Genomic DNA, 12198 nt, shown 5'->3' with positions numbered 1-12198 from the left:
TCTTTCAATGTGTCAGGATTTGGCTGAGAAACAGTTTGGTGCGCTCGTTCCTGGGCGCGCCGAAGAAGATTTCGGGCGTCGCCTCTTCGACGATCTCGCCCGCGTCCATAAAGATCACGCGATCCGCGACCGACCGCGCAAAGCCCATTTCGTGGGTGACGCAGATCATGGTCATGCCGTCCTTGGCAAGGTCGGTCATCACCTCGAGCACCTCGTTGATCATTTCGGGGTCCAGCGCCGAGGTGGGTTCATCGAACAGCATCACCTCGGGCTTCATGCACAGGGCACGGGCGATGGCGACGCGCTGTTGCTGACCGCCCAACAGCTGGATGGGGTATTTATCGGCCTGTTCGGGGATCTTGACGCGGTTTAGATAATGCATCGCCACCTCGCGCGCCTCGTCCTTGGGGGTCTTGCGCACCAGTTTCTGGGCCAGCATCAGGTTTTTCAGGATGGTCATATGCGGAAACAGATTGAAGCTTTGAAACACCATGCCGACCTCGCGGCGCACGGCGTTGAGATCCTTCAATTTGTCCGTCAACTCGATATCGCCGATGAAGATCCGACCCTCGTCATGTTTTTCCAGCCGGTTGATACAGCGGATCATCGTTGATTTGCCCGACCCGGAGGGGCCGCAGACCACGATGCGTTCGCCCTTGGTCACCACAAGATTGAAGTCATGCAGCGCCTTGAACGTGCCGAAATTCTTGCCGACATGCTCCATGCGGATGAGAGGTTGCGTGGCACTCATGTCTGGCCCGTCCTTACCGTGTAGCGGCCCAGCCAGCGTTCGATCCGGGCCATGAGTTTCTGGATGAAAAGCGTTATGATCATGTAGACGATCGCCAGCGAGATGAAGATTTCATATGGCGCATAGGTTTGCGCCACGATGGTCCGCGCAATCCCCGTCATGTCCGCCAGCGTGATCGTGCTGACCAGCGCGGTGGATTTTAGCAGGCTGATCACGTCGTTGCCATAGGCCGGCAGGGCCAGCCGTGCGGCGATGGGGGTGGTCAGATAGGTGAACCGCTGACAGCGATTGAGGCCCAGCGCCTCGCCCGCCTCCAATATGCCGCGATCCACGCCCAGAACGCCACCGCGCAGGATTTCTGACACATAGGCCCCAGTGTTCAGCGTCAGCGCGACGATGGCACAGCCAAACGGATCGCGGAAGATCGGCCACAGGATACCCTCACGGATGAACTCAAGCTGCGGAAAGCCGTAATAGACGATGAAGATCTGCACTAGGATCGGCGTGCCGCGAAAGATATAGATATAGGTCTGTGCGGGCCAGTCCAGATACCATTTACCACTGACGCGCATCAGCATCAGCACAATAGCCAGCGCCAGACCCAGCACCCCCGACAGCACTAGCAATTGAAAGGTCAAGCCAATGCCCATCAGCATCTTGGGAAGGGCGGAGAAAATCAGGGAAACATCAAAGCTCATGTCGCCGACCTCATATGGCGGGTGCCATAGTATTCCAGCGTCATGACCGTCAGGGTGATCACCGTGGAAAAACCCAGATATATCACGCCCACCATGATATACATGATGAACGGCGCGCCCGTGGTGGCGATGGCCTGTTTGGCGACGAACAGCGTCTCGTTTAGGCCGATGATGGAAATCAGCGCGGTATCCTTGATGAGCGACAGCATGTGATTGCCGAAGGCCGGCAGGGCCAGGCGCCACATTTCAGCCACGCGGACATAGAAAAACACCTGAAAGCCATTCATGCCCAGCGCCTGCGCCGCCTCGATACTGCCGGGTTTGACGCCCAGAAAGGCCCCGCGAAACGTCTCGGTCGCGTAGGAACCGACGATCAGCGCGATGGCGATGGTCCCGGCCCAGAAGGGCGGCACGTCCAGAAACTTGATCTCGGGGTTGAACACCTGCGCGATGGCAGTCAGCGCGATGGCCGAGCCGAAATACAGCAGCAGGATCACCAGAATTTCGGGCGTACCGCGAAACACGATCGTATAGCCGTTGGCGATCTTTTGAAAGATCCGATTACTCGACAGCTTGGCCGCCGCGCCTAACAGGCCAAAGATTACCATCAGCACGAGGGAGGCCAGAAACACCTGCGCCACCACGACGGAGCCCCAGAAGAAATCGTCCCACCAGCCTGTCAGAACGTCCACGGCGTGCCCCTTTTCGTGGTTTAAGGTAAAAATAGGGCGGCGAACCTGCGCGCGCCGCCCCATGCGATCAGATCAGGGATCAGCTATCGCCCCATTTTTCGTTGTGGATAGGGAAGGGGAAATATTTCAGCGCGAATTCGGTCAGCTTGCCGTCGTTGATCAACTGCTTGATCGCGGCGTCCAGCCGGGCCATCAATTCGGGCTGGCCTTGGCGCAGACCGATGCCGACACCGGTGCCAAAATATTCGATCTCGGAAATTGCGGGGCTGACGAATTCAAAGCCGCTGCCCTCTTCGGTGGCCAAAAAACTCAGATGCGCCTTCATCGGGTTGGTCATGATCGCATCGACGCGGCCATTGCGCAGGTCCAGATACATGGGTTCGTTCCCGTCATAGAGAACGGTTTCGGCATCGGGCAGCGTGGCGTTGAACCAGGCCTCATAGGTCGAGGCGCGTTCAATCCCGATGCGCAGGCCCTTGAAGTTCTCGGGAATGGGATTGCTCGCCTCGTCGAACAGGTTCAAATTGGCTTCCGATCGGCCCACTAGACGGCCCACGGAATCGCGGTAGGGGCTGGAAAAGTCGATCTTTTCCAAACGCTGGTTGGTGATCGACATCGAGGCGACGATCAAGTCGAACTTGTTGGCCAGCAGCGCGGGGATCATCCCGTCCCATTGCTGACAGACGAATTCAAGGTCGGCGCCCATGATCGCAGCCACGCCAGTGGCAACGTCGACGTCATAGCCCGCCAACTCGCCCGCGTCGGTGCGATAGTTGAAGGGGGCATAGGTGCATTCCATGCCGACGCGCAACGTTTCGGCGCTGGCAGGCAGGGTGGTGCCCAAGGTCAGTGCCGCAGCGGCGGCGGCGAATAGTCCGTGGAGTCGTTTCATGGTCTGTTTTCTCCTGGTTTATATTTTACCAGTGTCGAATTAATCCGGTCTTTGTAACGGCCTTGTGAATCTCTTGCAGTGCGCGCTCGATTTCGGCTTGTGTATTGTAATGCGCGATACCAATTCGCACGACGCCCTCATCCAGCGGCAGGCCCAACGCGCGCGCGGGCTCATACGCATAATTATGCCCGTGCCAGACATGGATGCCCGCCGCCCCCAGCGCCTCGGCGATGAGTTGGGGCGCGACGGACGCGTGGCGGATCGACACGGTCGGCACCCGCTCGCCGATCCGGTTGGGATTGGTGATGCCGTAAATGGTGATGCCGGGAATATCCTGAAGCCCGGCGATCAGCGTATCAGTCAGCGGTTCCTCATATTGGCGCGAGGCACTGTAGGCCTGCGCGATCAGATCGCGGCGGCTGCCGGTGCCGCCCAACATCCCCCCCAGCGACTCAAAATAGCGCACGGTGGCGGACAACCCGGCCAGCAATTCATATTGCGGCGTGCCCATTTCGTGCCGGTCGGGGCTGGCGTTCGACACGCAGCGGCCCTTGTAGGGGTAGATCGTGTTCAGCAGATCATGTCGGCCCCAGACGATGCCCATGTGCGGGCCAAAAAATTTATACGACGAACAGGCCAGAAAGTCACAGCCCAGTGCCTGCACATCCACCAGATGATGCGGCGTCAATTGCACCGCATCGACGAACACCAACGCGCCCGCGTCCTTGGCAACCTTCGTTAACGCCTCAATATCATTTATAGACCCAGTCATGTTCGAGGCGTAGTTCAGCGCCACCAGCCGTGTGCGATCGCTGAGTTGCGCGGCCAGATCCTCGGGCTCGACCTGCCAAGTTTCGCGGTTGAAATCGACCCAGCGGATTTCCAGCCCCTTGTCCTTGGCGATCTCCAGCCACGGGCCAACGTTGCCCTCATGCTCCATTCGGGTGATCACGATCTGATCGCCGGGCTGGAAATCATGGCAAATGCAGCGCGACAGATGGAACGTCAGGCTGGTCATGGATTGGCCGATGACCACCTCAGAACTCGATGCCGCGCCCAGCATAAGCGCCATGTCGTCATGCGCCCCAGCCCAGATGCGGTCAGTCTGGCGGCTGGTCACAAAGGCGCCGCCGGCGTTGGAATTGTGGTGGATGAAATAGTCGCTGACCGCGTCGATCACCAGTTTGGACACCTGCGTGCCCGCCGGATTGTCCAGATAACAGCGCGCGGCGCCATCGTCGGTCTGCGCCAACGACGGGAACATGGCGCGCACGTCGTCAATCGGAAAAGCCATGGTCAATATCCCCCTTGCCGCGAATGTCGCGGGCCGTCTTTGGATCAGTATGCGACCAACGCTGCTGCAAACATATCATCCTAAAGGATGAGGCAGAGGCGCGCTCAAGCCACACGCGGCCCTTGATCTGCGCAAGCGGGGCGGTGTTAATGGCTCCATGAAGCCTGTGCCCCCACTCGCACCACCGCTTGACCACCAGCCCAGCTCGGCACAGATCGCCGCGCTGATTGCGTTGATCGGTCGAGACAGTTTTGCCCGCGATCTGGCCGGGGTGCTGGCCGACAGCTTTGAGTTTCAGTCGTTTCACATCTTTCTCTACTGCAAGGCGCAGGGGCCTGCCGCGCTGGCCAATCACCCCGACCCCCCCGCCCATGCGCGCGGATTGCAGAATTACCTAGCCTACACCCATGTTATCAATCCCGCCTACCGCGCCTATCAACAGGGGCAAGCTTCGGGCGTCTATATGATCTCGGACTTCTTTCCCAAGGACAGCGCCACTATCGATCAGCCCGATATCGACGTTCACATCGAAGAGAACGAGCTGATCGGCTATCGCACTCCCGGCTGGCCCAAGAACATGGCCGAGGTGATCTTGCTGATCGCCCTGCCGAATGGCACCGCGCTTGACTTCAGCTTTCTCACGCCTCTGGGCAGCGCGCAGACCACGGCCTGTCGCGCGATGATGACACAGCTTTATCCGATGCTGGACGCGGTGCTGCACCGCCAATTCGCGCTCAACCCTGCCAGTCTGGAGGCGGCTGACAGCCCTGCCAACCAGGAGGACCGATTTCATGATTTCGGCGGTGATATCCTGACCGCACGTGAACGCGAGGTGGCGCAGCTGATCCTGATCGGCCATTCCAGCCAGTCGATTTCGCTGAACCTTGGCATCTCGTTGGCGACGGTCAAAACGCACCGGCGCAACATCTATTCCAAGCTGCAAATCTCGTCTCAGGTGGAACTGTTCAGCCTGTTTTTGCTGCATATGAAATAGCTGCTCGGTCGTTGGGTCCGCGCCACCCTGCCAGCCGTGAAGTGGTCCGGCAAATTCGGACAGCATGCTAAGATGTATCCAGCACGAACGAATGGATACGAGAATGACAAAGCGACGGAACTTTTCAGACCAGTTTAAAGCTGCTGTGGCGCTTGAAGCGCTGCGCGGTGACAAGACGGTTCAGGAGATTGCGGCCAAGCGCCAACTCCACCCTACACAGGTGGGCACATGGAAACGTCAGGCGATCAAAAGCATGGCAGGCGTTTTTTCCGAAACGGTAAAAAAAGGCTGAGAATACGGACGGTGAGATAAAGGAGATGCACGCCAAGATTGGTCAGCTGGCGGTGGAGAACGTTTTTTTGTCACAAGGGCTGAAGCGGTGAGCCCATTAAAACGCCGCGAGATGATCCGCAAAGATAACTCAAAACTGAGCCTGACGCGCCAGTGTGGCTGCTCAAGATCAGCCGTTCGTCGATCTATTACACACCAGTTGGGGTGAATGCTGAGACACTTAAGCTGATGCATGAGATTGATAGGGTGTTCACCAAATACCAGTTTTCGGAAGTCGCCAGATTGTTGCTTACCTTCCTCAGTCTGGCTTCTCGGCCGGACGACACCGTGTTCGTCGCCTGATGAACATCATGGGGTGCAGGCCATCCGCTGCCCGGCAGTGCATGTTTACATGCACGAGATTGTACAAGGGGCCGAACACCAGCAAGAAGCACCCACAGCACCGCATTTACCCTTACCTGCTGAGAAAACTGGCAATCACCCGAACCAATCAGGTTTGGATCAGCGACATCACCTATATTCCAGTCAAAAATGGCTTTCTGTATCTGGTACAATCATGGATTGGGCGACCCGTAAAGTTTTGACCTGGCGGCTTTCCAATACGTTGGATGCAAGCTTTTGTGTTGAGGCGTTGGAGGAGGCAATTGCCCGATATGGCAAGCCAGAGATAATGAATACGGACCAAGTCAGCCAATATACAGGCTCCAGTTGGATCACAACTTTGACCAAATCTGACATCAAAATATCGATGGTTGGCAGGGGCCGCTATCTGGACAACATCTTTATCGAACGCCTGTGGCCGTTGTTGAAACAAAAGGCAGTCTATCTGCATGAAATCACAGACAGTTTCAAGCGAAACGGATTATCGATGACTGGATTGAGTTCTGCAACTCAGAGCGCCCTCACACTGCCCTTGATAAGCGCACTCCGGACATCGCATACTTTTGGCCACGCCGAGATACGAAAAGTGGCATGAACTCACACCAGATGCATCTCAGCCAAGCCGCAAAACTGTCCAAAAAAAGCAGGACCACTTAACAAGGCCTGATGGAGCATAAGACAAAGACGGTCACACGTTCTGACGGGTCAGAAAAGATCGCCGAACAGGTTCTCTTAATCCCAAAGGGGCTTATTAAGCTGGCGAAGATCGTTCCTCCGAACGCTTGAATTGCTGGCTTAAGGCAACCTGATCATCGCCTCAAGATATTATCCGGCTGCGTGACGCCACGCGGCGGCGGCGTTTGGGTCAGCCAACAAAATGCTGCGCTCTGCACGAATGACATGGTGTGTCTGTGGATGCCGCTCTCCTGGGTAAACGAGGTACAGTATACTGGCCTCAATGAAGCAGCCACAAAGGAGAACGACAATGGCATATTATGTTGGATTGGACGTGTCCGTCAAAGAAACGTCGATTTGTATTATGGATGACAAGGGCGTTGTTGCGGCGCGCACGGATATCTCAACAGATCCAGATTTGATCTCGAACTTTATCTCGAAGCACGCGCCAGACGTAGAGCGGGTTGTTCATGAGAGCGGCATTCTGGCGATTTGGTTGACCCGTGAGTTAGAGAAACGTGGTGTGCCGATCATTTGCATCGATGCGCGTCTCGCGCACAAAGCGTTGTCGGGGCGCATTAACAAATCCGATCAGGGCGATGCTGAAGGACTGGCTCAGTTGGCGCGAACGGGTTGGTTCACTCAGGTCCATATCCGCAGCGAGGCATCGGAGCGCGTGCGCGTTCTCATTGGTGCCCGCGAGCGGCTGATCCGTATGCGTAAGGATCTTGAAGGTCATGTACGTGGCGTTCTCAAGGTGTTCGGTGTTTGCATGACGTCGGTTGGAACGGGGAAGTTGCGAAGGGACTTTCGAGATCAACTCGTAGCTGCGGCGGATACGGATCCGGCGATTGCGCTGTTGTCAGAAACATTCATCCCTCTGCACAAGACACTCTGCATTGCCAGAGATGCGCTGGACGACCAAGTAAGGATGATGGCGCGAGAAAGTGAGCTGGCGCGTCGACTGATGACCGTACCAGGAGTTGGTCCCATCGTGGCGTTGGCATATATCGCGACACTGGACGATGAAAACGGTTCAGGAAATCGGTCGATGTTGGGGCTTTCCTTGGCCTCACACCAAAACGCCATCAATCGGGCGAGGTGGATTGGTCGGGTAAAATATCCAAATGCGGTGATTGTGATATGCGCCGGTTATTATACTCAGCCGCATCAACATTGATCAGTTGCACGAGAAAGCCCTCTCGTTTGAAAGAGTGGGCAACAAAGTTAGCCGAGCGCAAAGGGCACAAGAAAGCAGCTGTGGCCGCCTCCCGGAAAATTGCTGTCCTCCTACATTGCCTCTGGCGAAACGAAAAAGTGTTTGAGCCTGGAATGGGGGGCGCCAGCTGAGAGATTGAGATTTTGAATACCTGCCCGAGAGACAAGGGGTAGGTTCGACGTCCTCCGGGACGGAGGCAGATCGAGCCAGAAAAGCGGCTGAGGTGGGCAAATCCCAACCTCGTGAATGACATTTTGGCAGATCAGTCCCGTACGCCATCAGGAGGCAGGATAATCCCTGACCTCGTAGAGAACCACGGACCCGGAAGACACAGAACCTAACACCCTTGACTTAACCACAGACAGAGAGCGGCTTCGACGGGCCGCACTGCAGCAAATTAAAGAGGTGGCGAAAGGCAGCTCAGGGCCGGAAACAACACTTATTAATTAGCTCCGAACAGCAGCTTTTCCAACCATAATTACACGTTTCGGGAAAAACGATTTGAACTTTGACCAAAAAGCATCGTCGCGACAAACGCTCTAAGAGAGTGCCCTTAAGATACTGAATATAAACGGTTTAAAAGCAATAATTGTTACAGTTACTCAACACCCTTATCCTCGAAGGTGTAACTGTCGTCATGCACCAAATACTAACTCTTACCGGGAAATAAAATCTGCGCGTGGGGGTGTAGTGGGTCTGCGCCATAAAGAGTCTGGAGCGATTTGACCCACCCCTCCCTTATAATCGATGGGGTCAGATTATCACTCAATTAGATATTGACAGATTCACATCCCAGAAACTGCGGCCAGTTAAACAGATCAAACGCATAACAACAACCTGCGCCCACCCCCCTATGCTTTTGAAAGCGCGATTTACACTTTATCAAAACCAGCTTGCGCCACTACCCCACCATGAAGGCATGCAACGCGACCACTACCACCCACCCCCTTTAGGGGGTGGTGGTAGTGGCGCACCTGATTTGCAATGGTCTGCGCGACCCTGCGCTACCACCATTCTTGAGGTGGTCACGCACATCATTCGGTTGCCCATTCACCCACCTCCAGAACCGGCACCTTGCGGCGTTGCGGGCCATAGGCCTCACCCTTCACAAACGCCCCAGATTGCAACCATCCTGCTATGATCCGCTTGATACGCTTGCGATTTTTGATGACATCTATGCCGAGCACATCGGCCACAATGCAGCCCACCCATTGGTCGCCAGCTTGTTCAGAGAACCGTGCAGCCTTGCCTTCGATTGCGTTCTGGACAGCCAACAGGTCTTTGGAAGTCATACCGTCAAACGTGTCAGGCCATTCCCAGGCCTCACAGACACCAACGTCTTCACCATTGGCCATCTCAAAAGTTTCCATGCGACGCCATTGTCGCTTGCCCACCGGCGCTAAGTTAGCCTTATCACGGATAACTGCGAAATATGTGCGCAGGTCCGACGCAGGGATGCCGGCGTCCTCCTTCATATTATCCGCCATTTTATTGAGGACACGGCCTGAACGTGCAGCAGCCAGCAGGGCAGACCCGCCACGCCCATCTTCCGTTGTCGCTTCAGCTCCATTGGTTTTTCGCGTATGGTGAACCAACTCGATTGCGCAATTGCACCTATCGGCCAGCCGCGCCCATTCCTTAGCAATCATATCAATTGCGTTGTTGTCATTCTCGCCTGCGCGGTGTGACGACACAAAGGGGTCGATCACCAGAACGTCGATATTGCGAGAGATGATTTCTTCGGCCAGTGCATCCATTACGGGCTTAACGATCTTCGTACCATCACGGCCAGCGACAGCCGTGCAAAGTTCGCGTTCACGCCCAGTGTCCACGTATAAACGTCCTTCGATCTCCTCTGGCGCGACCTTGTGATGTTGCATCGCCGCCGTGATCCGCAGTTGCAATTCGTCGCGGGGGTCTTCCAAGTTGAATATCCAGACAGACAAATCATCAGCGATCCATTCGCCCATCAAATCGCGACCCGATGCCATCGCCAGCCCTTCACAGATCGTCAGTGAAGACTTACCAACACCACCCGGTGCGACAGTGACAGAGACTTGGCGACGCAACAGGTGACGCCCATAGAGCCACGGACGTCGCGGCAATGTTGCCGGATCTTGCCAAACAAAAGGTGTAGGAAACTGCAACTGTGTCGACACATTTAATTTGCCTTCCAGGTAAGTCTCAACCGGCGGCATTGGTGGCCAGTCATGAAAATCATCCATCATGAGCCACCTTTACGATAAAAGTTACCTTTGGCGTCAACGCGGGTCAAAGATGCCTGTCGATCTTCATTAGTTAAAGCAAACCAAAGGGCAGTGAATGTGCACTTTCGTGCCTTGACCCTCGAGATCTGATCTTTAAAATATTTCATTGCTGCCGCAAAGTAGCATTGAAACTCAACGATGTTCGCAAGATCTGCCCACCAATCCGCAGATTTCCGAATGTTTCCAAAGGAGTCATAATGCGGGTCACCTGCGCAATGCTGGTCTAAGTATATTGTGCATATTGAGAGCGCATCATCGAGCCCCAAATTGGCCGGCACCATGACTGTGGTGACGCGTCTTTCGTGGCGGCAGCGGGCGGAGGCTAGTAAGCTATCAATAAGTCCTGCAACTACATTGCAACTGCTTTCCAGATTTTCTTGCCTACTAAAGCTAGCCGCTTTTGCATAATCAACCCCAGTTGTAGTTCTGGCTGAAATAGTGGTTTGTTTTGCCTGATGCATTACCGCCCCCTCACTGACCTTGGCTGAGCTTGCTCTTGAGCAAGTAACCAAGCTTCTATTGCGGCTTTGCGGTAAAAAACCTTACGGCCAATACGGATAAAAGCGGGGCCAATGCGTCTTGCCCGTTCGCGTTGAACGGTTCTAACATTGCGGCCGGTCAGGCGCGCATATTCAGGTTCGCGTATTAAGTCGTTTTGAAAGTCCATTGTGTCGCCTCATGCGTTAATAACATGAGTCAAAGTCGGTGATTGTCTAGAACATCTCACTTTCAGGTAAATACGATTTATTTGGCTTACTCGTTTGTAGTGAACATCCGATGTTTTCTTAAGGTGACGTCGACAGACCATTCTTTTCCAGCTTGCATAATTACGTCACCAACAAAGTTATAGAAAGGTGCTCCTGCCGACGGCAGGGCAATCGCGTTTGGCTCATGTTGTTGCCAAGTCACTGAGAATGCTGCGTAAGAAGGTGGTGTCCCAGCCTGCACGTTTGATTTTTATGGAGAGAGAGCCCTTGGATGTGTCACGCCGGAGGACGTCGAGTGCGCGGCGACGTAGAACGGCGATGTTGCCGGGACCGTTGTCTTTCCGATTGCGTGCGGCGTCCTCGCGGAAAGACACATCCAACTGCCAATGAAGGGCATTTTCGATGGCCCAATGGTCGCGGACAGCGGCCAACAGCACCTCAGGTGTGGGAACCCAAGACAGCGCGAAGTAGCGGGTCTCTGAGGTCACCTTTCCGCCCGTCTCTCTGGTCGCCTCGATGCGACCGAACCCCTTGAGGCCAGGGAATTCGTGGTATTCTGCCAATGCCTTAGCCGATACCACAACCGCCTTACGGGTTTCTTTTCTTCCATGGCCGGTATTTTCCGTAACGGCTGTTGGATCGCTTTTGTGCCCCTTGCTGAAACATCCACGGGCGTCAGACAACAGGGATTCCTGGTTACCCTTGAGGGCGAGGCACCAATCACCGCCGCCTGCGTTGATTGCGGCAACCGTGCGGCGGTTGCAATGTAATGCATCACCGGTGACCACCTTGCCCCGCAGATCGATCAACCCAAGCGCCTCTATGGCCGCGCTGAGTTCTGTGCCTCAGTCGGCAGGTACTGTCGCCAACGTCAGGCGCAGCCGCGAGGCATAGGCTGAGACCATCATGCGGGTCCGTGCGCTTTCGCCCGGGTCGCGCGCACCCCGTAACGCTTTGCCGTCAATCGCGATGATATCACCGTCTTTGAGGAGCTTGGTCACATCGGCAAGTACCTTACTGAAGGCCGCATCGAGTGCCTTCGGGTCGATGATCCGGAAGACCTCCGAGAAGGTATCATGCGATGGAATGGCATGCTTGAGTTTCAGGAAGTTCCTGAAAAAGCTCTCTTTTGCACGGCCAAATGCGGCCATCTCGGCGCAGGAGGTCGATCCACATAAGACCGACACGAAGGCGATAACGAGCAGTTCACCAAGGTCGTGGCGCACGTTACTGGCGCGCGGATCAGGAACTTCGTCGAAGGCGGATAGAAAAATATGCATGGCGATGAGCACCCGATGAGAACAACCACCCATCCAGAATCCATCCCGCCATCACCT

10 protein-coding genes and 3 pseudogenes are annotated in these 12198 nt (G+C 55.4%); 4 read left to right on the top strand and 9 right to left on the bottom strand.

The window, feature by feature from the left end:
• Positions 1–4 precede the first annotated feature (4 nt).
• From OA238_RS06775 to OA238_RS06755, 5 genes are all read right to left on the bottom strand, one after another.
• Complete coding sequence (locus OA238_RS06775) at positions 5–751, bottom strand: amino acid ABC transporter ATP-binding protein (RefSeq protein ID WP_015494614.1); 747 nt, start codon at positions 749–751, stop codon at positions 5–7.
• Complete coding sequence (locus OA238_RS06770; RefSeq protein ID WP_015494613.1) at positions 748–1449, bottom strand: ABC transporter permease; 702 nt, start codon at positions 1447–1449, stop codon at positions 748–750. Before OA238_RS06770 ends, OA238_RS06775 begins: the two co-directional genes overlap by 4 nt.
• A complete protein-coding gene (locus OA238_RS06765; protein ID WP_044038047.1) occupies positions 1446–2141 on the bottom strand; it encodes an ABC transporter permease in 696 nt (231 codons plus the stop codon). Before OA238_RS06765 ends, OA238_RS06770 begins: the two co-directional genes overlap by 4 nt.
• A gap of 79 nt (positions 2142–2220) precedes the next feature.
• Positions 2221–3033, bottom strand: coding sequence for a transporter substrate-binding domain-containing protein (locus OA238_RS06760; protein ID WP_015494611.1), 813 nt, complete (start codon positions 3031–3033; stop codon positions 2221–2223).
• 25 nt (positions 3034–3058) lie between these two features.
• Positions 3059–4327 carry a cysteine desulfurase-like protein gene (locus tag OA238_RS06755; RefSeq protein WP_015494610.1) on the bottom strand — a complete coding sequence of 423 codons (1269 nt, stop codon included), beginning with the start codon at positions 4325–4327 and terminating at the stop codon, positions 3059–3061.
• A gap of 157 nt (positions 4328–4484) precedes the next feature.
• On the opposite strand from OA238_RS06755, the gene OA238_RS06750 reads away from it, so the two are divergent.
• From OA238_RS06750 to OA238_RS33575, 4 genes and pseudogenes are all read left to right on the top strand, one after another.
• Positions 4485–5321 carry a helix-turn-helix transcriptional regulator gene (locus tag OA238_RS06750; RefSeq protein ID WP_015494609.1) on the top strand — a complete coding sequence of 279 codons (837 nt, stop codon included), beginning with the start codon at positions 4485–4487 and terminating at the stop codon, positions 5319–5321.
• A gap of 103 nt (positions 5322–5424) precedes the next feature.
• Positions 5425–6554 (top strand): annotated as a pseudogene (locus tag OA238_RS31510) (IS3 family transposase); the annotation flags it as partial.
• Between the two features lie 397 nt (positions 6555–6951).
• On the top strand, positions 6952–7848 hold the full coding sequence (locus OA238_RS06735) for an IS110 family transposase (RefSeq protein ID WP_338042822.1): 897 nt from the start codon (positions 6952–6954) through the stop codon (positions 7846–7848).
• A pseudogene (locus OA238_RS33575) lies at positions 7758–8018 on the top strand (transposase); the annotation flags it as partial. The gene OA238_RS06735 and the pseudogene OA238_RS33575, both read left to right, overlap by 91 nt.
• 903 nt (positions 8019–8921) lie before the next feature.
• Here the strand turns inward: OA238_RS33575 and OA238_RS06730 are convergent.
• The 4 genes and pseudogenes from OA238_RS06730 to OA238_RS06720 all read right to left on the bottom strand — a co-directional run bounded on the left by OA238_RS06730 (position 8922) and on the right by OA238_RS06720 (position 12141).
• Positions 8922–10115, bottom strand: coding sequence for an AAA family ATPase (locus OA238_RS06730; protein WP_015494606.1), 1194 nt, complete (start codon positions 10113–10115; stop codon positions 8922–8924).
• Positions 10112–10615, bottom strand: a complete 504-nt coding sequence (locus tag OA238_RS29840) for a hypothetical protein (RefSeq protein ID WP_083906660.1) — start codon at positions 10613–10615, stop codon at positions 10112–10114. The genes OA238_RS06730 and OA238_RS29840 overlap by 4 nt, the downstream gene beginning before the upstream one ends.
• Positions 10615–10821, bottom strand: coding sequence for a helix-turn-helix domain-containing protein (locus OA238_RS34680; protein ID WP_144055850.1), 207 nt, complete (start codon positions 10819–10821; stop codon positions 10615–10617). The genes OA238_RS29840 and OA238_RS34680 overlap by 1 nt, the downstream gene beginning before the upstream one ends.
• A 222-nt stretch (positions 10822–11043) precedes the next feature.
• Positions 11044–12141, bottom strand: a pseudogene (locus OA238_RS06720) (ISAs1 family transposase).
• Between the last annotated feature and the right edge of the window lie 57 nt (positions 12142–12198).

Source organism: Octadecabacter arcticus 238 (assembly GCF_000155735.2).
Lineage (GTDB): Bacteria > Pseudomonadota > Alphaproteobacteria > Rhodobacterales > Rhodobacteraceae > Octadecabacter > Octadecabacter arcticus.
This window is presented reverse-complemented; position numbering and strand designations above follow the sequence as displayed.

Bases quoted from the DNA above. Each gene is read 5' to 3' on its own strand.
- OA238_RS06730 (WP_015494606.1), bottom strand. From the start codon at position 10,115: ATGATGGATGATTTTCATGACTGGCCACCAATGCCGCCGGTTGAGACT.
- OA238_RS06750 (WP_015494609.1), top strand. From the start codon at position 4,485: ATGAAGCCTGTGCCCCCACTCGCACCACCGCTTGACCACCAGCCCAGC.
- OA238_RS06770 (WP_015494613.1), bottom strand. From the start codon at position 1,449: ATGAGCTTTGATGTTTCCCTGATTTTCTCCGCCCTTCCCAAGATGCTG.
- OA238_RS06735 (WP_338042822.1), top strand. From the start codon at position 6,952: ATGAAGCAGCCACAAAGGAGAACGACAATGGCATATTATGTTGGATTG.
- OA238_RS06775 (WP_015494614.1), bottom strand. From the start codon at position 751: ATGAGTGCCACGCAACCTCTCATCCGCATGGAGCATGTCGGCAAGAAT.
- OA238_RS06760 (WP_015494611.1), bottom strand. From the start codon at position 3,033: ATGAAACGACTCCACGGACTATTCGCCGCCGCCGCTGCGGCACTGACC.
- OA238_RS34680 (WP_144055850.1), bottom strand. From the start codon at position 10,821: ATGGACTTTCAAAACGACTTAATACGCGAACCTGAATATGCGCGCCTG.
- OA238_RS06755 (WP_015494610.1), bottom strand. From the start codon at position 4,327: ATGGCTTTTCCGATTGACGACGTGCGCGCCATGTTCCCGTCGTTGGCG.
- OA238_RS29840 (WP_083906660.1), bottom strand. From the start codon at position 10,615: ATGCATCAGGCAAAACAAACCACTATTTCAGCCAGAACTACAACTGGG.